This window comes from Chryseobacterium sp. FG46, assembly GCF_057809135.1.
The window spans coordinates 117630-141251 of sequence record NZ_JBMDJJ010000006.1 but is presented as its reverse complement, the minus strand read 5'-3'; the positions used below and the strand labels follow the sequence as shown (position 1 = coordinate 141251).

Annotated in this window: 24 protein-coding genes; 23 read left to right on the top strand and 1 reads right to left on the bottom strand. The window is 35.4% G+C overall.

The genetic code is table 11. The features are described from left to right. Positions 1–6 precede the first annotated feature (6 nt). Positions 7–474 carry a ribosome assembly cofactor RimP gene (rimP, locus tag ACODR7_RS06780; protein ID WP_076595947.1) on the bottom strand — a complete coding sequence of 156 codons (468 nt, stop codon included), beginning with the start codon at positions 472–474 and terminating at the stop codon, positions 7–9. 216 nt (positions 475–690) lie between these two features. On the opposite strand from rimP, the gene ACODR7_RS06775 reads away from it, so the two are divergent. The 23 genes from ACODR7_RS06775 (at position 691) to ACODR7_RS06665 (ending at position 23546) form a co-directional block, all read left to right on the top strand. Next, positions 691–2004 (top strand): UDP-glucose dehydrogenase family protein, encoded by a 1314-nt coding sequence (locus ACODR7_RS06775; RefSeq protein ID WP_488838263.1) that lies wholly within the window; start codon positions 691–693, stop codon positions 2002–2004. A gap of 4 nt (positions 2005–2008) precedes the next feature. Beyond that, a complete protein-coding gene (gene rfbB, locus ACODR7_RS06770; RefSeq protein ID WP_288444041.1) occupies positions 2009–3088 on the top strand; it encodes a dTDP-glucose 4,6-dehydratase in 1080 nt (359 codons plus the stop codon). Between the two features lie 131 nt (positions 3089–3219). Further along, positions 3220–4083: a glucose-1-phosphate thymidylyltransferase RfbA gene (gene rfbA, locus ACODR7_RS06765; protein WP_488838261.1), complete on the top strand. Its 864-nt coding sequence runs from the start codon at positions 3220–3222 to the stop codon at positions 4081–4083. Between the two features lie 175 nt (positions 4084–4258). Continuing rightward, the gene (locus ACODR7_RS06760) at positions 4259–5107 is read left to right on the top strand and encodes an ABC transporter permease (RefSeq protein ID WP_488838259.1); all 849 of its coding nucleotides are present in this window, start codon (positions 4259–4261) and stop codon (positions 5105–5107) included. 43 nt (positions 5108–5150) lie between these two features. Then, positions 5151–6410, top strand: a complete 1260-nt coding sequence (locus tag ACODR7_RS06755; RefSeq protein WP_488838257.1) for an ABC transporter ATP-binding protein — start codon at positions 5151–5153, stop codon at positions 6408–6410. After that, on the top strand, positions 6407–6808 hold the full coding sequence (locus tag ACODR7_RS06750; protein WP_488838255.1) for a sugar 3,4-ketoisomerase: 402 nt from the start codon (positions 6407–6409) through the stop codon (positions 6806–6808). The genes ACODR7_RS06755 and ACODR7_RS06750 overlap by 4 nt, the downstream gene beginning before the upstream one ends. After that, on the top strand, positions 6798–7220 hold the full coding sequence (locus tag ACODR7_RS06745; RefSeq protein ID WP_488838254.1) for a sugar 3,4-ketoisomerase: 423 nt from the start codon (positions 6798–6800) through the stop codon (positions 7218–7220). The genes ACODR7_RS06750 and ACODR7_RS06745 overlap by 11 nt, the downstream gene beginning before the upstream one ends. Further along, entirely contained in the window at positions 7210–7989 is a 780-nt protein-coding gene (locus ACODR7_RS06740) for an acyltransferase (protein WP_488838252.1), read from the top strand. Before ACODR7_RS06745 ends, ACODR7_RS06740 begins: the two co-directional genes overlap by 11 nt. Beyond that, positions 7982–9082, top strand: a complete 1101-nt coding sequence (locus ACODR7_RS06735; protein ID WP_488838250.1) for a DegT/DnrJ/EryC1/StrS family aminotransferase — start codon at positions 7982–7984, stop codon at positions 9080–9082. The genes ACODR7_RS06740 and ACODR7_RS06735 overlap by 8 nt, the downstream gene beginning before the upstream one ends. A gap of 32 nt (positions 9083–9114) precedes the next feature. Next, on the top strand, positions 9115–10656 hold the full coding sequence (locus ACODR7_RS06730) for a glycosyltransferase family protein (RefSeq protein WP_488838248.1): 1542 nt from the start codon (positions 9115–9117) through the stop codon (positions 10654–10656). Next, positions 10653–11687, top strand: coding sequence for an acyltransferase family protein (locus tag ACODR7_RS06725; RefSeq protein ID WP_488838246.1), 1035 nt, complete (start codon positions 10653–10655; stop codon positions 11685–11687). The genes ACODR7_RS06730 and ACODR7_RS06725 overlap by 4 nt, the downstream gene beginning before the upstream one ends. Then, positions 11684–12604: a glycosyltransferase gene (locus ACODR7_RS06720; RefSeq protein ID WP_488838244.1), complete on the top strand. Its 921-nt coding sequence runs from the start codon at positions 11684–11686 to the stop codon at positions 12602–12604. Before ACODR7_RS06725 ends, ACODR7_RS06720 begins: the two co-directional genes overlap by 4 nt. Continuing rightward, complete coding sequence (locus ACODR7_RS06715) at positions 12594–13457, top strand: glycosyltransferase family 2 protein (protein ID WP_488838242.1); 864 nt, start codon at positions 12594–12596, stop codon at positions 13455–13457. The genes ACODR7_RS06720 and ACODR7_RS06715 overlap by 11 nt, the downstream gene beginning before the upstream one ends. A gap of 14 nt (positions 13458–13471) precedes the next feature. Continuing rightward, positions 13472–14398 carry a glycosyltransferase gene (locus tag ACODR7_RS06710; protein WP_488838240.1) on the top strand — a complete coding sequence of 309 codons (927 nt, stop codon included), beginning with the start codon at positions 13472–13474 and terminating at the stop codon, positions 14396–14398. A gap of 70 nt (positions 14399–14468) precedes the next feature. Beyond that, positions 14469–15137, top strand: a complete 669-nt coding sequence (locus ACODR7_RS06705) for an NAD-dependent epimerase/dehydratase family protein (RefSeq protein ID WP_488838238.1) — start codon at positions 14469–14471, stop codon at positions 15135–15137. Between the two features lies 1 nt (position 15138). Then, entirely contained in the window at positions 15139–16062 is a 924-nt protein-coding gene (locus tag ACODR7_RS06700; RefSeq protein WP_488838236.1) for a glycosyltransferase family 2 protein, read from the top strand. A gap of 36 nt (positions 16063–16098) precedes the next feature. Further along, the gene (locus tag ACODR7_RS06695; protein ID WP_488838234.1) at positions 16099–16824 is read left to right on the top strand and encodes a class I SAM-dependent methyltransferase; all 726 of its coding nucleotides are present in this window, start codon (positions 16099–16101) and stop codon (positions 16822–16824) included. Between the two features lie 3 nt (positions 16825–16827). After that, on the top strand, positions 16828–17751 hold the full coding sequence (locus tag ACODR7_RS06690; RefSeq protein ID WP_488838232.1) for a glycosyltransferase family 2 protein: 924 nt from the start codon (positions 16828–16830) through the stop codon (positions 17749–17751). Between the two features lie 28 nt (positions 17752–17779). Beyond that, positions 17780–18703: a glycosyltransferase family 2 protein gene (locus ACODR7_RS06685; protein ID WP_488838230.1), complete on the top strand. Its 924-nt coding sequence runs from the start codon at positions 17780–17782 to the stop codon at positions 18701–18703. Between the two features lie 44 nt (positions 18704–18747). Further along, entirely contained in the window at positions 18748–20544 is a 1797-nt protein-coding gene (asnB, locus tag ACODR7_RS06680; RefSeq protein ID WP_488838228.1) for an asparagine synthase (glutamine-hydrolyzing), read from the top strand. Next, positions 20544–21488 (top strand): glycosyltransferase family 2 protein, encoded by a 945-nt coding sequence (locus ACODR7_RS06675; RefSeq protein WP_488838226.1) that lies wholly within the window; start codon positions 20544–20546, stop codon positions 21486–21488. The genes asnB and ACODR7_RS06675 overlap by 1 nt, the downstream gene beginning before the upstream one ends. Continuing rightward, a complete protein-coding gene (locus ACODR7_RS06670; protein ID WP_488838224.1) occupies positions 21485–22420 on the top strand; it encodes a glycosyltransferase family 2 protein in 936 nt (311 codons plus the stop codon). The genes ACODR7_RS06675 and ACODR7_RS06670 overlap by 4 nt, the downstream gene beginning before the upstream one ends. 184 nt (positions 22421–22604) lie before the next feature. Beyond that, a complete protein-coding gene (locus ACODR7_RS06665) occupies positions 22605–23546 on the top strand; it encodes a glycosyltransferase family 2 protein (protein ID WP_488838222.1) in 942 nt (313 codons plus the stop codon). The last annotated feature ends 76 nt before the right edge of the window (positions 23547–23622 follow it).

Below are 23622 nucleotides of genomic sequence, written 5' to 3'. Positions count from 1 at the left end.
TTCTTTTTAAAATTTAATTACTACTAATGCTTTTTTGATCTCAGGATAAGAAATCTCTTTCTCCTCCTCCACATCTACTTTTCCTTTTCCGATATCTTTTGGCTTACGGTAACGTAAAACAAGTGTGATCTTCTCATCGTCTACTTTTGACAATTCTCCTTCAATTTTGGAAGAATCCTCCAGCATCACCTCAATCTCTCTTCCAATGTTTTTATTGAACTGTCTTGGTGTGGATAATGGCTCGCTCAGTCCTGCAGACATCACCTGAAGGCTAAAGTCATGCTCTTCACGATCCATATTAAATTCAATGGCACGGCTTGCATCAAGACAATCCTGCAAAGAAACCCCATTATCACCATCCAAAATCACTGTAATATCATCCCCTGCAGAAATTTTAAGATCGATAAGAAACAGATCTTTTCTTGTCTCAAGGAATTCATTTAATAATTCTTCAATTCTTTTTCTAAACTCCATATCTATTTATCTTGATTTACAGTACGAAAAAAGGCTTTCTTCCGAAGCCTTCCCATTTTTTCCGTAAATCCATTGCAAATATAAGCTTTTTTTCTAAAAATGCAAAATTATCTTAAGTATCAAGTAAATAGCGCAAGATTCATTTACAATTAAATTAAAAGAATATGTCACAGGATTTTTATTACTTTTGTCTTTAGAATTTTAAAAACATACATTTTGAATATAACGATTGTAGGAACAGGTTATGTAGGATTAGTTACAGGAACTACCCTGGCAGAACTTGGCAATTCAGTATACTGTGTTGATATTGATGAAAAAAAAGTAGAAGGTATGAAAAACGGCATTGTTCCGATCTATGAGCCGAACCTTGAAGAAATGTTCCTGAGAAACATTCAGTCTGAAAGATTATTTTTCACTACCAATCTTAAAGAGGCTTTAGACAAAAGCGAAGTTATATACCTGGCATTGCCTACTCCTCCGGGAGAAGATGGATCTGCGGATCTGTCTTATGTACTTCAGGTAGCTAATAATATTGGTGAACTGATGACTGAATACAAAGTGATTGTCAATAAAAGTACGGTTCCCGTAGGAACTGCAGACAGAGTGAGAGAAACAATTGCTTCCAAAACAGACATCGCTTTTGATGTAGTTTCAAATCCTGAATTCTTAAGAGAAGGCTTTGCTGTTGAAGATTCAATGAATCCCTCAAGAGTGGTTGTAGGGGCCGGCTCAGAAAGAGCAAAAGACATTATGTCTAAAATATATCAGCCTTTTACCAATACAGGAATTCCTATCATCTTTATGGATGAGAAGTCTTCAGAACTTACCAAATATGCAGCAAATTCATTTTTAGCGGTAAAAATTACCTTTATGAATGAAATTGCCAACTATTGTGAAAAGGTAGGTGCAGACGTAGATAAGGTAAGACTGGGAATGGGTAGTGACGACAGAATAGGGCACAGATTCTTATTCCCGGGAATCGGATATGGAGGAAGCTGCTTTCCTAAAGATGTAAAAGCGCTTATAAAATCCGGCAAACAGGAAGATTTTAATTTCCAGATCCTGGAAGCTACTGAAAATGTAAATACAAATCAAAAAGTTATTTTAGTCTCTGAAATTGAAAAATATTTCGGCGGAAGTATTGAAGGAAAGAAAATTGCCATGTGGGGACTTGCCTTTAAAGCAAACACGGATGACATCAGAGAAGCTTCCTCTTTAGATAATATTGCTCTTCTGCTGGAGAAAGGAGCAGAAATCATAGCCTATGATGCGGTTGCAGAAAGGAATGTTCAAAAGCTCTTAGGCAATAAAATAGAGTATGCCAAAGGAATGTATGACGCGCTGGAAAATGCAGACGCACTATTTATTGCTACAGAATGGCCGGAATTCAAAAACCCTAATTTTGAACTGATGGCTAAAAAAATGAAAAACAAAGTCATTTTTGACGGCAGAAATATGTACCCGCTGGAAATCCCTGAACAAAACGGATTTCATTATAAAAGTATAGGAAGAAAGACCATCACAAAATAAATCAATGAAAAACATTATCATTACAGGAGGTGCCGGATTTATCGGTTCTCATGTTGTAAGAGAGTTTGTAAAAAACAATCCGGATACTACAATCATCAATCTTGATGCTCTTACCTACGCCGGAAATCTGGAAAACTTAAAAGACATCGAAAATGAGCCTAATTATGTTTTCGAAAAAGCAGATATCACAAAACCGGAAGAACTTAGAAAAGTTTTCGAAAAATATAACCCGGATGCCGTTGTACATTTAGCAGCTGAAAGCCACGTAGACAGAAGTATTACAGATCCAATGGCATTTATCAATACGAATGTAAACGGAACCGCTAATCTTCTGAACCTTTGTAAAGAATTCTGGACATTAAATCCTGATCATACTCACGGCAGATTCCCGGATGAAAAAAGAAACAATCTTTTCTATCACATTTCTACTGACGAAGTATATGGAAGTTTAGGCGAAACAGGCTTCTTTTTAGAAACAACATCGTACGACCCCCAATCTCCATATTCTGCTTCAAAGGCAGCTTCCGATCATTTGGTGAGAGCTTACGGAAACACCTATGGAATGCCTTTCATCGTATCTAACTGTTCCAACAACTACGGTCCGAATCATTTCCCTGAAAAGCTGATTCCTCTTTGTATTTCTAATATTATCAATGAAAAACCACTTCCCATTTATGGCGATGGAAAATACACCAGAGACTGGTTATTTGTCATTGACCATGCCAAAGCGATTCATCAGATTTTTAAGGAAGCAAAAACCGGAGAAACTTATAATATAGGAGGATTCAACGAGTGGCAGAATATTGACCTTGTAAAAGAACTGATCAAACAAATGGATGCCAAACTGGAAAGACCGGAAGGCTATTCTGAAAAACTGATCACTTTTGTGAAAGACAGACCAGGTCATGATAAACGCTACGCCATTGATGCTACAAAATTAAATAAAGATTTAGGCTGGAAACCTTCAGTAACTTTTGAAGAAGGACTGGCAAAAACCATAGACTGGTATCTTGAAAACAAAGAGTGGCTTGAGAATGTAACTTCAGGCAATTATCAGGATTACTACAGCAAGCAATACAGCTAAATTTCCTGCTATTAAGGAAGAATTATAGAATCTGAGATAATTAATTACATTTCAGTTTTTATCGTCAACCAGAAATAGCTAAATAAATCCATTTATAACACAAAAGAAATACGCGCAATACGCACCAAAACATGAAAGGAATAATATTAGCCGGAGGTTCCGGAACAAGACTTTACCCTCTTACCATTGCAGTAAGCAAGCAGCTGATGCCTGTTTACGACAAACCGATGATCTACTATCCGCTTTCCACACTACTTCTAGCAGGAATCAAGGATATTCTCATCATCACTACTCCACATGACCAAGCAGGTTTTATCAAGCTTTTGGGCGACGGCTCGCAAATTGGCTGTAATATAGAATATGTTGTACAGCCAAGTCCTGATGGTTTAGCGCAAGCATTTATACTAGGTGAAAATTTTATAGGCAATGATCCCGCAGCATTGGTATTGGGAGATAATATTTTCTACGGTTCCGAAATGGGAACTTTATTGAAAAATAAAACCAATCCGGAAGGAGGAGTTGTTTTCGCTTATCACGTAGCGGATCCTGAAAGATATGGTGTAGTGGAATTTGACAAAAATCTGAAAGCTGTTTCTATTGAAGAAAAGCCTTTAAATCCTAAGTCAAACTACGCTGTCCCTGGTCTTTATTTTTATGATAACAATGTGGTGGAAATTGCTAAAAACATCAAGCCTTCTGCAAGAGGTGAGCTGGAAATCACAGACATCAATAATGTATACCTAAACAATGGAAAGCTTGAAGTAGCTGTTCTCAACAGAGGAACCGCATGGCTGGATACAGGAACTTTTGATTCTCTTCATGACGCTTCAGAATTTGTGAGTGTTATTGAAAAAAGACAGGGATTTAAAATAGGCTGTATTGAAGAAATTGCGTTCAGAAACAAATTTATTAATGAAGAGAAACTGCTTGAAACAGCTACCAAATATGGCAAAAGCGGATATGGTGAATACCTGAAACAACTTATCGGAAAATAACAGATATAATTTATAAAATTCATAGACTATTGGCTTTGTGGTCAATAGTTTTTGTTCATACCGACAAATATCAATATATTAGTTGTTGATTTTTAGTTTTATTAACTATGAAAATTCATAAGCTTAAGAGAGATGGTAAGAATTAATTATTATAAATTTGCAAAAACTTACACAGATGAATGAACCACAACAGAAGTGGACTGAAACAATTGAAGCCAGTCATTCTTTGTTTGATATCAAACTTAGAGAGGTATGGAGATATAAAGATCTTATTTACATGTTTGTAAAAAGAGATTTTATTTCAAGTTTTAAACAGACTATTTTAGGACCAATCTGGTTTTTTATCAATCCCATTTTAACAACAATCGTCTACATGGTTGTTTTTGGTGCTATTGCCAGACTCCCTACAGATGGAGCTCCTCCAATTCTATTTTATCTGGCCGGTGTTACCCTTTGGAATTATTTTTCAGCATGTCTGCTGGCTACTTCCAGTACATTTTTAGGAAACTCGGCTATCTTCGGAAAAGTATATTTCCCCAGACTGGTTACCCCTATTTCTATAGTAATATCTAATCTGATGCGCTTTTCCGTACAGTTCGTATTGTTCATTTTGGTATGGATTTACTATCTGACCCAAGGTAAAGTACATCCTAATATTTGGGTTCTTGCAACTCCTTTTCTGATTGTATTGATGGCATTTTTTGCTTTGGGAGTAGGAATGATATTTTCAGCACTCACCACCAAATATAAAGATCTGAGCATGCTGCTGGGGTTCGGAATCAGTTTATATATGTATGCTACACCTGTGATCTATCCGGTATCTTCGCTTCCGGCAGGTTTCAAAAATCTGGCCTATTATAATCCCCTGACAGGAATTTTCGAATGTTTTAAATACGCATGGCTGGGTGTGGGCGATTTTTCACCATTGATGCTTGGAATCAGTACCATTCTTATTCTTATTCTTTTGATGATAGGAATACTGATATTCAATAAAGTTGAAAAAACATTCATGGATACCGTATAATTATAGGTAATTATCGTTTATTAACTTAAAATCAAATCTAAACATGCTGGCTTTAAAAGCAGAAAATATATCAAAACAATACCGCCTGGGACAGGTGGGAACAGGGACTCTATCTCATGATCTCAACAGATTCTGGCATAAAGTGAGAGGCAAAGAAGACCCTTATCTTAAAATTGGAGAAGCCAATGACAGAACAACTAAAGGCGATTCTGAATATGTGTGGTCTTTACGGGACATTAATTTTGAAATTGAGCAGGGAGATGCTGTAGGAATTATAGGAAGAAACGGCGCCGGTAAATCAACGCTGTTAAAGCTTTTAAGTAAAGTAACCAAACCTACTACCGGGAGAATTTCCACCCGGGGAAGAATTGCTTCCTTACTTGAGGTAGGAACAGGATTTCATCCGGAAATGACAGGACGTGAAAACGTTTACCTTAACGGGGCTATTCTAGGTATGACCAGAAAAGAAATTACCCGAAAATTTGATGAGATCGTAGATTTTTCAGGAGTAGAAAGATACATTGATACTCCGGTAAAGAGATATTCTTCAGGAATGTATGTGCGTCTGGCGTTTGCCGTAGCAGCACACCTTGAATCTGAAATTCTGATTGTAGATGAAGTGCTTGCCGTAGGAGATGCTGAGTTCCAGAAGAAATGTCTTGGGAAAATGAATGATGTAACAAGAGGAGAAGGACGAACTATTCTTTTTGTAAGCCATAACATGACTGCCGTTAAAGAATTGTGTACAAAAGGAATTCTTTTGAATCAGGGTCAGATTGATTACCAGGGAGATATCCTTAGTACAATCATAGAATACCAAAAAAGCAGCGCAAGGGAAAGCTCTTATATTTATAACGGAAATCTAGATGAAGCTTTAGGTAATGAAAATATCAGAATAAAAGAATTTTCAGTATCTCCAATTAATGGAAATTTACTGGATATTGATTCCGGGGTACATGTAAAGCTTATTTTTCATAATTATTGTCCTGATATTACCCTTGACACTACTTTTGAACTGAAAAACTACGATGAATTGGTGATTTTCCATGTGGGAAAATTTGTCTCGCCAAAAGAAGGATCAAAAGTTGGTGAATATATTGTAGAATTTGATATTCCTACGGGACTTCTAAATGCAGGAAATTATTATTTTAAACTTTACTTTGGAAAAGATCAGAAATCACTTCTGTATGGAATTGATAATTTCATCGGATTTGAAGTAGAAAATGTAAAAATAGGAGATGTCATGTATGTTTATCCTGGAATAATCAGACCTCAATTTGAATACAAAGTACAAGAACCATGATTCCTAGAATAATAGAACTTCCAAAAATATATGATAAAAGAGGAAATCTTTCCTTTTTTGAACATCCCAATCAATTACCTTTTACCATAGAAAGAACTTATTGGATATATGATGTTCCCGGCGGAGAAACAAGGGGAAGCCACGCTTTCAAGGAGCAGCAGGAATTTATTATTGCTCTTTCAGGAAGTTTTGATGTAGTGATACATAATGGAAAAGAAGAACAGAGGTTTTCCTTAAACAGATCCTATTACGGATTGTATGTTCCTAAAATGTTATGGCGAAGATTGGAAAACTTTTCAACAAATTCATTGGCATTGGTTGTTTCTGATAAACAATATAATGAAAGTGATTATATAAGAGATTTCGAAGAATTTAAAATGCTGACTAATGAAAAATAATATTTCCGTATTTGATTGTAATGTTATTGATCTGGGTAAAATCAGTTTTGATGAAGGCAACCTTACAGTAGTTGAAAATAACTCATCTTTTCCCTTCAATGTAAAAAGAGTTTTCTATTTGTATGATATTGTAGGCGGAGAGAGCAGAGGAGCTCATTCTCACAAAGAATGTCATCAGTTTCTGATTGCAGCAAGCGGTAGTTTTGAAGTTTCATTAGATGACGGAAAATTCAAAAGACAGGTTTTCCTAAACCGCCCTGATTTGGGATTACATATTCCACCTGGAATATGGGCTTCTGAAATTAATTTTTCCTCGGGAGCTATTTGTTTGGTGCTAGCATCTCATTCTTATAATGAGAAAGACTATATAAGAAACTATGAAGATTTCAAAAATTATCAAAATGAAATTTAATAACAGAAACGTATTCATCAGTGATAAAGCAAAAATAGGTAAAAACGTAAAAATTGGTGACAACACCGTAATTTATGACAACGTTACTATTGGAGATAATTCAATCATTGCAAATGATTGTGTTATTGGAGAGCCGCTTAACGATTATTATTTTAAAAATGATTATATAAATCCCGAAACGATCATCGGTGAAAATGCATTAATACGAAGCCATACTATTTTATATGCAGGCTCACGTTTTGGCAATAGCTTTTCTACAGGCCACAGAGTTACGGTACGGGAAAACTCAGTTTTCGGGAATAACTGCAGATTGGGAACAGTTACCGATATACAAGGGCATGTTACTTTTGGTAACGACTGCTGGCTTCACAGCAACGTACATATTGGTCAAAAGTCTACAATAGGAAATTTTGTTTTTATTTATCCTTATGTAGTATTGACGAATGATCCTACACCACCTTCTGACATATGCATAGGAGCTACAATCGGGGATTTTTCCCAGATAGCAGTAGGTACTGTTTTACTACCGGGAACAATCATTGGTAAACACTGCTTAGTGGGCGCACAATCACTTGTGGGAGGAAAATATGAAGATTATTCTTTGATAGTAGGTAATCCGGCAAAAAATATAAAAGATATCCGCGAATTAAAATCAAGAGAAACAGGAAAATCTCATTATCCCTGGCCGTATAATTTTTCTAGAAATTTACCTTGGGAAGAAGAGGGATTCGAAAATTGGAAACTAAAAAACGGTTACGAAAATGATTAAGTTCTTAGATCTGCAAAAAATCAACTTACAGCATCAAAATGAAATTGAGGCTCAGCTTTTAGAAGTTTTCCGTTCAGGATGGTATTTACTGGGGGAAAAGACTCAAGCTTTTGAAAACAATCTTGCTTCTTATACGGGAGTTTCACACGCTATAGGTGTTGCTAACGGCTTAGATGCGTTACGTCTGATATTACGTGCCTATATGGAACTGGGAGTAATGAATGCGGGTGATGAAATTATTGTCCCGTCTAACACCTATATTGCTTCCATACTTGCAATTTCAGATAATGGTCTTGTTCCCGTCTTTGTTGAGCCGGAAATAAATACCTATAATATTGACATTTCAAAAATTGAAGAAAAGATTACGGAAAAAACAAAAGGAGTTCTTATTGTTCACCTTCAGGGAAGAGTTGTTTTTTCTAACGAACTGAAGCAGATTGCAGAAAAACACCATTTAAAAATAATTGAAGACAACGCACAGGCAATAGGAGCAGAATGGGGTGGCATAAAATCAGGAAATCTTGGTGATGCGGCAGGGTTCAGCTTTTATCCCGGTAAAAATTTAGGTGCTTTAGGAGATGCTGGCGCAGTAACTACCAATGACGAAACTCTGGCAAAAACCATCAGAGCTTTGGCCAATTATGGTTCCAATCAGAAATACATTAATATTTATAAAGGCTTAAACTCAAGGCTTGATGAAATTCAGGCAGCCGTGCTGGATATTAAGCTTAAATATATTGATGATGAAAATAATATAAGGAGAGAAATTGCAAAACGGTTTATTAACGAAATAAAAAATCCTTCCATCATTCTTCCGGAAAATCCTGAAAATGAAGGAGAGCATGTATGGCATGTCTTTGTTATCCGTTCTGAAAGAAGAGATGAGCTTCAGGCTTATCTTACAGAAAATGGTATTCAGACTCTCATCCACTATCCTATTCCACCGCATCAGCAAGAAGCTTATAAAGAATGGAACCTTTTATCTTTCCCTATCAGCGAAAAAATCCATAAAGAGGTCTTAAGCCTTCCTATAAGCCCTGTGATGAATGAAGAAGAGATAAACATTATTATTAATTGTTTAAATCAGTTTTAAGATCAGTATACTTAAGTTCCAATACTACTTTAATGCAGACATATACGCCTTCTAACAGAGAAAAATTATTATATTCAAATAGACAGTATTTTGAATCGTGTATTCAGATTGCACAAAAGTTATTTGAAGAAAAGCTATATGAAGACTGCATAAATTATATTGAAAAGACGGCTTCTTTTGGCTGGTTCAATTTTTCGGGATATTATAAAAGCGAGTCGCTTGAAATACTTTTAGCTAATATTCAACAAAAAATTTTATCTGCGTCTTTCCAACGTCCCAAGCCGCAAAATAAATCTAATAAAATTTTGCATATCTGCTCGGAGATATATACTTCCGGAGGCCATTCAAAGCTTCTTTACAATTGGATAAAGAATGATCCTGCTAAAAAGCATACCATCCTAAGCACCCGGCTTTCTCTAGAAGAGCTACTGGATGTTAGTAATTTTTATCTGCAAAACAAGAATGATGTAGAGCACATCAGCGTACTATCGCCATCAAAAATAGAATCGGTAAAACTCTTAAATCAGCAGGCTTTAAATGAATATGATGTTATATTGCTTCATATCCATCCCAATGAAGCCGTCGCCCATATTGTTTTATCCCAAAAAGACATTACAACTCCTGTTTGTTTTATCAATCATGCTGACCATGTTTTTTGGCTGGGAACATCAATTGCTGATATGGTTCTTCAAATCAGGGAATCCAGTATATCTTTTGATGTGGAAAGAAGAGGAATTCCGCTGGAAAGACAGTTTTTCCTGCCTATTCCTGTAGAAAACTCATGTGACGTACATGAAAAAAAGGATACAGAAACAAAAAACATTAAACTTTTAAGTACAGGAACTTCCTATAAATACAATCCAAATGAACAGTATAATTTCCTTAGGGAGGCCTATCGGATTGTAGAGGAAAATCCGGAGGTAATTTTTAATATCGTTGGAATAAGCCCGGATTCAGTCTATGCAAAGGAGTACCAGCATGACAGAATTGTTTTGCATGGTATTGTTTCTACATCTGAGCTGAGTGATATTGAAAGCATCACCGATATTTATGTAGAAGGCTTTCCATTGCCATCATTTACAGCTCTTTTGCAGCCCGCTTTATGTAAAATTCCTTTTGTACTTCACTATAATCCGTTACCTTTATTTAAACTTTTTAGCGAAAATAAAGATCACGGAACTCTCTATCCAAAAAATGTAGAAGAATGGCACAACAATATCAAGCGCATGATCCGTGATAAAAAATACAGGGAAGAAACAGCGCAAAAACAATATGAATATGTCTTAAGTAACTTCAGCATTGAGGTCTGGAAATCCAGTATAGAAAAACTTTATAACATAATCAGCCAAAAGAATCATTCATTCTGGAAGCCTTCCCCTGATAAGTTTTATGATAGCGAAAATGAAAAAATTCTTGTAACTATCGATAAGAAAAGATTCATGCATTACAGCTTCACAGAAAAACTATCTTTACGCGGAAAGTATATGGTATATCAGATGTCAAAAATCAGAAATGCCAATATAATATACATCAGGAAAAGAGAATTAATAAAGTATTTTACCCAGAGACAATGAATTCCACCACAAATATTAACCGCAGTAATAATTTTGATTTTCTTCGTCTGCTTTTCGCCAGTTTGGTAATAGTATCACATTCTTATCCCCTTACAGGTAAGCCCGAGATAATTGGTATATTAACAAAGGAACAGCTTAGTCTGGGTTCATTATCTGTAGACTGTTTTTTTATCTTGAGCGGTTATCTTATCATGACAAGTCTTGAGCGGAGTAAAAGTCCACAGGAGTATATGTGGAAACGTATGTTAAGACTTTATCCTGCTTATATCCTGCTTTTATTACTTACAATGCTTTTCTTGCCTATTCTATACCAGGGAGACAATATTTTTCAGGAAAAAACATATTGGAGCTATTTCCCTAATGCACTTTCTTTATATAAAATTCAATATGAAGTAAAAGGTGTTTTTGAAAATAATCCATATCCAAAAGCAATTAACGGAAGTCTCTGGTCTTTATCCTATGAGTTTACCATGTATATTGCTTTATTATTTTTATTCCCGGTTCGTAAACATAAGTACCTCATCATTATAGTTGGTGCTATTTTTCTCATATCATATTATTTAACCATTACTGAAAGTCATTTTTTAGAAAATACAATGCAAAAACTATTTTTGCAGCCTAATGAGTTTTATAGGCTTTGCGCATATTTCATGGCAGGAAGTTTATTAAAGCTCATTAATTTTGAAAAAATCAATTTATTTTGGGTACGATGTTTGCTTTTTTTAACATTGATAGCATCTTTATATTTTGTATTTTACAAGTATGTAAGCCCTGTTATTTTACCGTTATTAATCTTATTTATCGGGGTTAACAAAAACCGATATATCAGCAGTATAGGCTCAAAAATAGGAGACATTTCCTATGGAGTTTACATTTATGCATTTTTAATACAGCAGACACTAATGTATTATTGGGGACTGGGAACTATCAAGCTTATGATAGCAAGCATTATTATCACCTATATTTTTGCATATGCTTCGTGGCATCTTATCGAAAAGAAAATGTTAACGTATAAAAATTGGGTAAAATGACATCCCAGAATTATAAAAATAAGCTTGCTATAGTTATTCCTTATTATAAGATCGATTTTTTTGAGGAAACTATAAAATCTGTTGCATCACAAAGCAACAAGAACTTCACTTTATATATAGGAAATGATGCAAGCCCTACCGATCCTTTACCTATCATTCAGAAATATTTTGCCCCAGATGAATATACATATTTTAATTATAAGCAAAATGTTGGAGGCAAAAACTTAGCCCTTCAATGGGAACGAGTATTGGAAAATGTTCAGGAAGAATGGTTTCAGATATTAGGTGATGACGATATGATTTCTGAAAATTTGGTAGAAGTATTTTATCAAAAACTACCTTTGGCAGAAACAAAGAAAATTTCAGTCATAAAATTTGCACACCAGTGGATTGATGAAGAAAATAATGTAATAGAAAATTTCGATTATAATTTTTCAGAATTAAAACCTTCAGAATTCTTTATCAAAAAATATAATCATGAAATACAAAGCAGCCTTTCTGAAAATATTTTTAAACTGGATATCTACAAAGAAATTAAATTTGAAAAAATAACACTAGCCTGGGGAAGTGATGATTTAGCAATACTTTTGTTTGCTGACAAAAATAATATTCTTTATAATAAAAATACCAAAGTTAAAGTACGAATTTCGGGATCCAGCATTTCCGGATCAGATCATTTAGATGATCAAAAGCAAAAGGCCGGTTTTGAATTAAAAGAAACTCTGGTTACTAAATATTCTTCATTATTCAGTTATGAATTTATCTCCGGAGTAGTGGAAGAATATTTAAATTCCAGTCACTACAGAAGATATAATGCTCATTATTCCGTTATTTTCTTTTATCTTAAACATTTTAGAATTAAAGCTTTTTTAAAAGCCCTCAAAAAAATATATTACATCAAAAAAAATGTCATCTAAAGTTTCCATCATAGTGCCGTGCTATAATCAAGAAAATTATCTTGATGAATGTTTACAGTCTTTACTGAATCAGTCTTTCACAGATTGGGAATGCATTATAGTGAATGACGGATCCACAGATCATACCGCAGATATAGCAGAAAAATGGGTAAAAAAGGACCGTCGGTTTATTTATTTTGATAAAGAGAACGGAGGAATTTCTTCTGCAAGAAATGCAGGTCTTGAAAAAGCCAGTGGAGACTACATCCAGTTTTTAGACTCAGACGATATTATTGATCCTGAAAAGTTTTCCAAAAGCCTTTCAGTAAGTCCAGAATATGAATTGATAGTAAGCCAGTTCACAATTTACAGGAATGGCCGGCATTTACCCGGCTACAATAAGATCGAGAAAGACTATCTGACATTTGACAGTATCGTTTTTGGATGGAATTTAAAATTTACCATACCTATACATTGTGCTCTTATTTCCAAAAGACTTCTTGAAGGATTTCGTTTCGACCTTACCTTACAGCATAATGAAGATTGGCTGATGTGGATATATATTATGAAAAATCACCCCAAAGCGTTACTTATTGATGAGCCCCTTGCACATTACCGAAAAGAAAATAATAAACAAAGCTTATCTTCTGATTACAATAATATTCTTCTCAAAAGAGTTCAGATCCTTCCTATATTAAAAAAATTATATGGTGAAGAGCTTCATGATAAACTGGCTTATCATATGATCAATGTATATACAACTCAGCTGATAGAATTAAAATCTGAATTCAATAAAATAACAGGCGGCAAAGTAATCTCCGGTTACCTGAAATTTAAAAAGTATTATTATAAACTTTTTCAGAAAAAAAACTGAATATCATAAACACAATGACCTCATCTGTAGCCCTCTGCACCTATAATGGCGAAAATCACATCGCTGAACAGCTGGAAAGTATTCTAAGCCAGGAAAAACCTGTATATGAAATCATTATCTGTGATGATGGTTCCACAGACGGAACTTTAAAGATAATTTCCAACTACGCAGCACAGTTTCCGGATATCATAAAAATATACGAAAACCCTAAAAACCTGGGCTATATCGCCAATTTTGAAAAAGCAATGAATCTATGTTCTGGAGATATTGTATTTCTGTGCGACCAGGACGACAGATGGTATAAAAATAAAACAGCATTTATTACAGATCTTTTTGAAAAGAATACTGATATCAACATTGTTTCTCATAATATTAAGCTTTTCGGCGAAGCCATAAACAGTGCTTCGGAGACTACCTACTGGGATATAGAATCAGTTGATTATAAAGAATTTAAACACCCGGAAGATATTGTAAAAAGAATATTATACCAAGGAAATATATTCCCGGGGATGAGCATGGCTATCCGAAATACATTTCTTAAAAAACATCTCCCTTTAAAAAAAATCAGTCCTGTCATTATACATGACTATGAACTTCTACTCCTTGCATCCGATAAAGATACAGTATGGGTAGAAAAAAATATTCTCGGAGAATATAGAATCCATCCTCAACAGAATATAGGATATAAAACATTTTCTCAATTCAGTACTTCCGGAAAAGAAGCTATATCCAGGGAATCACTTTTTACCACATTCAAAAGGTTTCCTTTTGTTAAAAAAACAATAGCCGGCCTTCAGCTGAATCCTGAGCTGGAAAACGGATATAGAAACTATTGCATGCAACGGTATGAAGATTACCTGAAAAGTCTTCCTGTTTTCGAACGCTGGATGGCCTCAGTTAAAATGAAATACTATTTTCATATATTTGATTATCTTAAGTAAACAACTCCACATCACAGATATGAAATATTGTTCCCCATACACTACACAACTAATGAAAAATAACTAGCGCATGATTATTGGCAACGGTATTATAGCAAATGCTGTAAAATCTTATGACAGAGAGGATATCGTCTTTTTTGCATCCGGAGTCTCCAATTCACTGGAAACCCGGCCATCGGAATTTGAGAGGGAGTTTTCCCTTTTAAAAAGAATTCATAATGAAAACAGGGAAAAGAAAATTATCTACTTTTCTACCTTAAGCATTCATGACCAATCCAAACAAAAAAGCCCTTATGTTATTCATAAAAAGGAAATTGAAGCTTATATACAAAATCACTCGGAAAATTACCTTATCTTAAGAATAGGAAATATTGTGGGAAAGGGTGGAAATCCCAATACCCTTTTTAATTTTCTGAAAGCCCAGATTGCTTCCAACCAGGGATTTGCCCTCCACACCAAAGCCAGAAGACTGCTTCTGGACATTGATGATATTTCCCTCTTCCTGAAGGCTAATTGTCTGGATGCTCCCAATAAAATTATCAACCTGGCCTTTCCATACCATTATAATTTAAAGGAAATCGTTCATGCTATTGAAAAAAGCGCCAATCAAAAAGCATCTTATTCGGAAGAGGATGAAGGCGATTTTTACAAAGTGGATTTCAGCGAAGAGATCAATGATTTTTTTGCAGGCATCAATCCTGAAAAGTATTTAGAAGCTTTGACCCAAAAGTATATTTGATATGGCTCATATACACATTATTATTGTTACCTACAATGCCATGAAATGGGCCGACAGGTGTTTTACCAGTTTAAGAAACTCTTCGGTACCGGTGAGATGTTTGGTGGTAGATAACGGTTCTACAGACGGTACACAAGAATATATAAAAAAACATTTTCCGGAAGTGGATTTTACACAATCCCCTGAAAATTTAGGCTTTGGGAAAGCCAATAACATCGGGATCGAAAAAGCATATAAAGCCGGAGCCGAATTCTTCTACCTGATGAATCAGGATGCATGGATATATGAAGACAGTATGGCTACAATGCTTGAGGTCTACAATAGTCATTCAAACCCCGATGAAATAGGGATTATAAGCCCTATGCACCTGGATGGCACTGAAAAAAAACTGGATATTTTTTTCGAAAGATATTTAGCCAGGAATACTCATATTAATAGATTCTTTTCAGATGTTTTCAATGCCTCACTACACGATTATTATGAAATTGACTTTGTAAATGCTGCCCACTGGCTTCTTCCCAGAAAAACAATTGAGGAAATAGGTGGATTCAATCCTTATTTCTTCCATTATTCTGAAGATTATGAATATGTTCAGAGGATAACCTATTACAACAAAAAAATTTTGATAGCCTCAAAAAGTCATGTGGTACATGATGGCAAACAATCGTTCAATAAAACAGATCATATCAATGCTCAACGTGTACAGCGTGAGCAACGCTATTTGAATCCTGCGCTCCAATTCGATAAGCAAGTATTGAACAGAGATTTTATCCCAAGGATAATAAAACAGATCTTCAAATTAAAATTATCAAATGCTTCAGAAATCTATAAGGAATATAATTATATGAGAGGCCGGTTTGATGAAATCAGAAATTTCAGGGAGATTCTCGGTAATAAAGGAGCAGCATTTCTCAATTTAAGATAAAAAGTATAATCAGATAATTAAATTTAAAACCCACAAATGAACAGAATCCGTCTTATCAACAGCATCATACAAAAGGCTAATTTTAAAAAATATCTTGAAATTGGTACCCGAAGCGGCACTTCTCTATATGCCGTAGGCTGCAAAAACAAAATTGCAATAGACCCCAACTTTGTAATCCCCAAAATGGAAAAACTCAAAAGAAAAGTTTTTGATATTAAAAATAACAGAAAAACGCATTATTTTGAAATGACCAGTGACGATTTCTTTGAGCAGAAAAAGGATTTTCTTAAAAAATTTGGCAGCATAGACATATCTTTAGTTGATGGAATGCATACCTATCATCAGGCACTCAAAGATGTTCTGAATATTCTTCCTTTCATGGATGAAAAATCAATTATTGTAATGCATGACTGTTTCCCTGTAAGTGAACCTGCTTCAACAGCTTACAACTCAAAAGAATTTTTTACAAAAGAAAAGCATCCGGAATGGACCGGTGAGTGGAATGGTGATACCTGGAAGGCCATCCTTTATCTGTTAAAAAAATACCCGGAGGATCTTGAAGTTTTTGTTATTGATACAGATTATGGTCTCGGAATCGTTCAGAAAAAACATAACCTGCCTATGAATTTTGAAATGGATACGGAGTTTTTCAGGCAGTTTATTCCCTATACATTCCAGGATCTCAAAAAAAATCCTCAGGAATTCATAAATTTAAAATCAAAGGATATCATTCCTTCCCTTATTAACAGATTTCATTACTAGTCAATGGAGCCTAAAGTATCCGTCATCATGCTCACTTACAATCATGCCCCTTTTCTGAGGCAGGCCATTGAAGGTGTGCTCAGCCAAAAAACAAATTTCAAGTTTGAACTGATCATTTGTAATGACAGTTCGCCGGACAATTCTGATCCTATTATTTCGGAATATGCTGCCAGATTTCCCGGTCTTATCCGATATTTTAACCATAAAAACAATATCGGGTTTGTAGAAAATCAGAGATTTGCATTTGAAAAGGCAAAAGGGGAATATCTAGCCTATTGCGAAGGTGATGATTACTGGACAGATGAAAATAAACTTCAGTTTCAATATGATTTTCTTGAAACCCATCCCGAATATGCCATGGTTACTGCCAGAAACCTGCTTCTTCATCAGGATGAAAATAAAATGACTGATGACGGGAAAAATAATATGTTTAAAGAACAGGAATATATTGATTTTACACAGGATAGTTTCTTTATACAACGCCCCACCCAGACATTTACCTATCTTATCCGAAGGAAATGTATTGACCTTAAATGGATAGATGTATATCCTAATTACAGGGATTTATACTATTTTTATCATGTTTTGGAATTTGGGAAAGGAAGAAGTTTCAATACCGTAATTGGAGTTTACCGTCTTCACAGCGGCGGAGTTTTCAGCTCTCTTGAAATTGAAAAAAAGCACCGCACTTCCATTGAAATCTTTAAAAATATCAAACGGGTGAACAAAGACAGGAGAGCAGACAGACAGATCTTAAAAGATCTTGACCAACTTATCCTTAAGTATTATTACAGGGAAGAATTTAAAATTCCGGTAATGAATTCCAGACTTTATTCTGCTATCTTTGAAAGGCTTTTAATATCTGGAAATATCAGTACTTTTATTCTGCAGCTATTTAAAATTATGAAATATACATTGTTAAGATAATTAACCATCCCTAAAATATCAATAGAGAATGCCTCAGGTTTATATTATTATTGTTACCTACAATGCCATGAAATGGGCCGACAGGTGTTTCACCAGTTTAAGAAACTCTTCGGTACCGGTGAAATGTTTTGTGATAGATAACGGTTCTACAGACGGTACACAGGAATATATAAAAAAACATTTTCCGGAAGTGGATTTTACACAATCCCCTGAAAATTTAGGCTTTGGGAAAGCCAATAACATCGGGATCGAAAAAGCATATAAAGCCGGAGCCGAATTCTTCTACCTGATGAATCAGGATGCATGGATATACGAAGACAGTATGGCTACAATGCTTGAGGTTTACAACAATCATCCAAACCCTGATGAAATAGGAATTATAAGTCCTATGCATATTGACGGTTCTGAAAAACATCTCGACATCTTCATAGACCAGTATATTGCCAAGGATTATGAAAAAACAAGAATGATCTCAGACCTTTATCTTCAGACGGTGAAGCCTTACTACGAGGTTAGTTTTGTAAATGCAGCCCACTGGCTGCTTCCCAAGAAGACCATTGAAACCATTGGAGGATTTAATCCTTATTTCTTCCATTATGGAGAAGATAATGAATATGTCAACCGTATCCATTTTCACCATAAGAAAGTACTGCTTGTTCCCGGCAGTAAGGTAGTACATGACGGAGTTCAGTCCCTTCACAAAATAGATTATACAAAATATGAAAATGTCAGGATTGAGATCAATATTCTGAATCCTGTTTTACCAAACGCTCTTCAGGAAGAAAAAAAAGCCCTGAAACAGAGTATGCTTAAAAATATGCTGACCGGTAATATCAGTCAGTATAAACAACTGTTACAGAAGTATAAAAAAATCTCCGCCGATGGAGAAAAATTAAAAAATTTACGTAATCAACTGATTAATAATGGTCCTACTTTTCTTAATCTGTCGTAAATTAGCTATACAAATTGAAAATTAATGATGAAAAATAAAACTTTATGTGTGGAATAGCGGGGATTATAAGCAATAACGCCAGAAATTATCAGGAAGAAATCCTGAAGATGACAGACTCGCTGGTACATCGCGGACCGGACTCGTCACATTATGAATTCTATGATCATGCTGCGTTAGGACACAGGAGATTATCCATTATCGATCTTTCTGACAATGGAAAACAGCCCATGTTCTCAAATACTAAGAATGAATGCATCGTTTTAAACGGAGAAATCTATGGATATCAGGATATCAAAAGACAATATCCGGAATATCATTACCATGGAGAATCAGATACGGAGGTTATTCTGGCAATGTACCAGAGAAAACAGGAAAACCTCATCCATGATCTGCCGGGAATGTTTGCCTTTGCCATTTGGGATGATCAGAAACAGCAGCTGTTCTGTGCCAGAGACCGTTTTGGTGAGAAACCGTTTTACTATGCCATCGGAAAAAATAATGAATTCATCTTCGCCTCAGAGATCAAAGCTATTCTTGCATCCGGTCTTATTCAACCTAAGGTAAGTTCCGATGCTCTCTCCCATTATCTTCAATATGGATATGTAAGCAGCCATCAAAGTATTTACAGTAACATATATACCCTTCCTCCGGCTCACCAGCTGATCTGGAAAGATGGAAAAATTACTGTATCCCGATACTACAGTCTTCCTGCAAAAAACAGAACAATCAGCCTATCTGATGCTAAAGAAGAGTTTTTATATTTGCTAAAAAATGCCGTTAAAAAACAGCTTATTGCAGATGTGGAAGTAGGAAGTTTCCTGAGCGGCGGACTGGATTCTTCATCTGTTGTTGCCCTTGTTGATGAATTTTTACCTCATCAGACTACCATCAGTTTCGGATATGACCATAAAGACAATGAACTGAAGTATGCCAGGGAAATTGCCGACAAATACAAAACCAACCACATAGAGGTTCATGAAAAAAAGCAGGACCTTGTAACCTCGCTGTTAAAAATCACTCCATTCTTTGATGAACCTTTTGCTGACGCGTCATTCATCCCTCACTACGAAATCTGTAAAGCAGCCAGGAAAAACCTTACCGTAGTGTTATCCGGTGATGTGGGAGATGAACTGTTTGGCGGCTACCATTTTTATACGGTTGAGAATAAAATGAAACAGCATTTCAGCTATAAAAATATGGTGGCTCAATTCGGCTTAAAGCTCTATCAGAAATTAAGAACAACCTCTTTCATTACCCGGAAAAACATTCAGTATTCTTCTATTATGGATTTTCATCTGAATTCGGTGAGAAATCATTTTAATGCTACAGAAAGAGAACGCTTAGGCATCCGTTCCGTTTATCTGCAAACTTATAGTTTTACACCGGATACCGATTCCCTCAATGACATTATGAGAGTGGATCTTGAAAACTATGTTCCTGCCAATATGATGGTAAAATCAGACAGAATGGCCATGGCCAATTCTCTGGAAGTACGAACTCCTTTTCTTGATCTTGACTTTGCAGAATTCTGTATTCAGCTGCCCGATCAGCTGAAGCTGGACAATACCAACGATAAAATCATTCTCCGGGAAGCAATGGGATCTTACTGGACAGAGACCATAAGGAAACGTCATAAACAGGGATTCGGGCTCGGAGTAAAAAACTGGTTTGCAGAAGAAAACCTTATGAATCTTTCCAATGATCTGCTGAAGAATCCTGATCATAAAGTTTTTAATTTTATTGATTTTAAAGCAGCCCAAACATTTCTGAACAAAGATGAAAAGCACTGGAATCTTTTACAGCTTGCACTTTGGGCGGATCATAACAATTCTCTACTGTAATGCTCACTATTTCTGTCATAACACCCGTTTATAACGCTGCTGAATTTCTGGAAAAGTCAGTAAGATCTGCAGTACAGTTTGAAGAAGTAAAAGAAGTCATTTTAATTGAGGATCAATCTACCGACCACTCACTGGAAGTCTGCAGAAGACTGGCTGATGAAATTCCAAAGGTGAAATTTTTTCAGCATCCTGATAAAGGCAATCATGGTGCCGGAGCCTCAAGAAACCTCGGCATTGAAAAAGCAACTGCTAATTTTATTGCCTTTCTTGATGCAGATGATTATTATCTTCCCAACAGATTTGATGCAGAAAAAGAACTTTTTAAAGATTCAAAGGTAGAAGGTGTATTTAATGCCATCGGTACCGAATATTTAACCGAAAAGGGAAAACAGGAATTTGAGGCTAAGTTTAAAGAACTCACCCTTACTACGGTCAATTATCCGGCAGAAGGAAATGAAGTTTTCCGGGGACTCCTTGGGCTTACTTCTGAAAAATTCGGGTCATTTTTTCACCTCAATTCATTTACCATAAAAAAGTCATCGTTAATAAATCACAGACTCTATTTCAACGAAAATCTACGCGTTCATCAGGATTCAGATTTTATCATCAGAGCAGCCTACCACTGTTATTTGAAAACAGGCATTATAGATCAGGCAGTTGCCATAAGAGGAGTACACGATAATAACAGGATTACCAAGATTATAAGATATACTTTGGAATATAACCAAAGACAACTTCTGCTATGGAAATCTTTATATGACTGGGCCGTTACAGCCCAAATCTCTTCTCAGGAAAAGAAAAGAATTTATCTGCTGTATAAATCCTTTGATCTTTCATTAAAAAAGGGAGCTGAAAAATATGTTTATATCATGTTAGAGGTTATTAAAAATCCTGAAATACTCAAAACACAATACTGTTTTACCTACTATAAAATCCTGAAATGAAAATATCAGTCGTTATTCCTGTTTATAATGCGGAAAAATATATAACCAAGGCTGTGGAATCTGCTTTGCAGTTTTCTGAAGTTTATGAGGTAATCCTGATAGAAGACCAATCACCGGATAATGCGCTTGAAATATGCAGAGAATTAGCAGAAAAGCAGAAAAGAGTACAACTTTTCCAGCATCCGGATAAAGGAAACCATGGTGCCGGAGCCAGCAGGAATCTGGGTATTGAAAATGCAACAGGTGATTTTATTGCCTTTCTTGACGCTGACGATTATTTTCTTCCCAATAGATTTGATGCAGAAAAAGAGCTTTTTAAAAATCCAGAAACAGAAGGGATATTTAATGCTATTGGTACTGAATATCTTACCGAAAAAGGAAAAATGGAATTTCAGGCCAGAAATCATAACAATGATTTGCTGACCGTTAACTATCCTGCAGAGGGTAAAGAAGTTTTTCAGGGTTTACTTGGACTTACGCCTCAGTTTTTTGGCTCATTTTTTACCCTGGATGCATTAACGGTAAGAAAATCTTCCCTGGACACTCATCATCTGCGCTTTAATCCGGCTCTACGCCTGCATCAGGATTCTGATTTCATCTTTAAACTGGCCTATCACTGCTATTTAAAATCAGGAGAAATTTATGAACCTGTAGCTATGCGGGGAATCCATGATGATAACAGAATTACAAAGATTAAAAGATATTCTCAGGAATATAATCAGCGACAGTATCTTTTTTGGAACTCTTTATACGAATGGTCAAAGAATCTTCCCTTAGAAACAAATGCAGCCAGCCATATTTATCTGCAGAAAAAAGCATTTGAACTGTCTCTGAAAAAAGGTTTTCCAAAAACCTTAGGAATATTGGCAGCCGTCTTTAAAACTCCCAATATATTAAAAACAAAATACCGGTTTACCTATACCCACTCATGAAACTTAATAACCTTCAAATATTAAGAGGTTTCTGCACTGCTGATCTGCTGCTTTCCAGTATCATTTTGTAGAAAAAAAAGATAACCGATTACTTAAAATAAAAAATTAAAAGCTTAAATTTAGGTACTTAAAAGGACACTGTATAAGCACAATATAATTCTCCAATTGACTGAAAAAGATGAAAATGAAAATATCAGTAATTATTCCTGTTTATAATGCGGAAAGGTATGTTTCACAGGCAGTAGAATCTGCTCTTCAGTTTGATGAGGTGCATGAAGTTATTCTGGTAGAGGATCAATCTCCGGATAATGCATTGCAGATATGCCAAGAGCTTGCTAGAAAATATGACAGGGTAAAATGTTTTCAACATCCGGATAAAAAAAACCATGGAGCAAGTCCCAGCAGAAATCTTGGTATCGAGAAATCTACCGGCGACTTTATTGCCTTTCTTGATGCTGATGATTATTTCCTGCCTAACCGATTTGATGCTGAAAGTGAGCTATTTAAAAATCCTGAAGTAGATGGTGTATATGGTGCATTGGGTGTAGATTATTACTCAGATGCAGCAAAGGAACAATATTATAAGTTATTTCAGGACAGGCTCAGCACTGTTTACAAAAAACATACTCCTAAAGAGGTCTTTTTGGGTCAAATTCATATGCTGGGAAGTTTTGGACTGTTTAGTATTGATACTTTAACTATACGAAGAGTAGCTTTACATAAAATTAAGCCATTATTCAAGCCTCATCTGAGACTTCATGAAGATACAGAATTTCTGATTCGGCTTTCTTACTACATTGATCTTTATCCTGGCATTATAGACCAGGCTGTTGCGATGAGAGGTATACATGAAGATAACCGCATCACAAAAGTAGATGCTCATATCATAGACCCTTCGGTTTCACGTGCTCTACTCTGGAAAGAAGTTGAACAGTGGGCTCAGACCGAAAAGCATATTTCTGATGAAATCAGGATTCATCTTAAAAGAATGCACAGAAGTTTTGAAATTGCAAAGGCTCCTTTATTTAAGAAGTGGAGCCTGATTATAAAATATCTGTTTACCGATTATAGAAGCATAAGATCCGGATTATACAATATCAACTTCAGATATTCATTAATGAGATAACTCACTTGGAAAAATGAAAACCAGTAATTCAATAAGAACTTTACAGCTTTAGCTTACCACAACACAAAAATAACTA

Excerpts from the sequence above, each read along its gene's own strand:
- rimP (WP_076595947.1), bottom strand. The coding sequence starts at position 474 with ATGGAGTTTAGAAAAAGAATTGAAGAATTATTAAATGAATTCCTTGAG.
- rfbB (WP_288444041.1), top strand. The coding sequence starts at position 2,009 with ATGAAAAACATTATCATTACAGGAGGTGCCGGATTTATCGGTTCTCAT.
- rfbA (WP_488838261.1), top strand. The coding sequence starts at position 3,220 with ATGAAAGGAATAATATTAGCCGGAGGTTCCGGAACAAGACTTTACCCT.
- ACODR7_RS06760 (WP_488838259.1), top strand. The coding sequence starts at position 4,259 with ATGAATGAACCACAACAGAAGTGGACTGAAACAATTGAAGCCAGTCAT.
- ACODR7_RS06755 (WP_488838257.1), top strand. The coding sequence starts at position 5,151 with ATGCTGGCTTTAAAAGCAGAAAATATATCAAAACAATACCGCCTGGGA.
- ACODR7_RS06750 (WP_488838255.1), top strand. The coding sequence starts at position 6,407 with ATGATTCCTAGAATAATAGAACTTCCAAAAATATATGATAAAAGAGGA.
- ACODR7_RS06745 (WP_488838254.1), top strand. The coding sequence starts at position 6,798 with ATGAAAAATAATATTTCCGTATTTGATTGTAATGTTATTGATCTGGGT.
- ACODR7_RS06740 (WP_488838252.1), top strand. The coding sequence starts at position 7,210 with ATGAAATTTAATAACAGAAACGTATTCATCAGTGATAAAGCAAAAATA.
- ACODR7_RS06735 (WP_488838250.1), top strand. The coding sequence starts at position 7,982 with ATGATTAAGTTCTTAGATCTGCAAAAAATCAACTTACAGCATCAAAAT.
- ACODR7_RS06730 (WP_488838248.1), top strand. The coding sequence starts at position 9,115 with ATGCAGACATATACGCCTTCTAACAGAGAAAAATTATTATATTCAAAT.
- ACODR7_RS06725 (WP_488838246.1), top strand. The coding sequence starts at position 10,653 with ATGAATTCCACCACAAATATTAACCGCAGTAATAATTTTGATTTTCTT.
- ACODR7_RS06720 (WP_488838244.1), top strand. The coding sequence starts at position 11,684 with ATGACATCCCAGAATTATAAAAATAAGCTTGCTATAGTTATTCCTTAT.
- ACODR7_RS06715 (WP_488838242.1), top strand. The coding sequence starts at position 12,594 with ATGTCATCTAAAGTTTCCATCATAGTGCCGTGCTATAATCAAGAAAAT.
- ACODR7_RS06710 (WP_488838240.1), top strand. The coding sequence starts at position 13,472 with ATGACCTCATCTGTAGCCCTCTGCACCTATAATGGCGAAAATCACATC.
- ACODR7_RS06705 (WP_488838238.1), top strand. The coding sequence starts at position 14,469 with ATGATTATTGGCAACGGTATTATAGCAAATGCTGTAAAATCTTATGAC.
- ACODR7_RS06700 (WP_488838236.1), top strand. The coding sequence starts at position 15,139 with ATGGCTCATATACACATTATTATTGTTACCTACAATGCCATGAAATGG.
- ACODR7_RS06695 (WP_488838234.1), top strand. The coding sequence starts at position 16,099 with ATGAACAGAATCCGTCTTATCAACAGCATCATACAAAAGGCTAATTTT.
- ACODR7_RS06690 (WP_488838232.1), top strand. The coding sequence starts at position 16,828 with ATGGAGCCTAAAGTATCCGTCATCATGCTCACTTACAATCATGCCCCT.
- ACODR7_RS06685 (WP_488838230.1), top strand. The coding sequence starts at position 17,780 with ATGCCTCAGGTTTATATTATTATTGTTACCTACAATGCCATGAAATGG.
- asnB (WP_488838228.1), top strand. The coding sequence starts at position 18,748 with ATGTGTGGAATAGCGGGGATTATAAGCAATAACGCCAGAAATTATCAG.
- ACODR7_RS06675 (WP_488838226.1), top strand. The coding sequence starts at position 20,544 with ATGCTCACTATTTCTGTCATAACACCCGTTTATAACGCTGCTGAATTT.
- ACODR7_RS06670 (WP_488838224.1), top strand. The coding sequence starts at position 21,485 with ATGAAAATATCAGTCGTTATTCCTGTTTATAATGCGGAAAAATATATA.
- ACODR7_RS06665 (WP_488838222.1), top strand. The coding sequence starts at position 22,605 with ATGAAAATATCAGTAATTATTCCTGTTTATAATGCGGAAAGGTATGTT.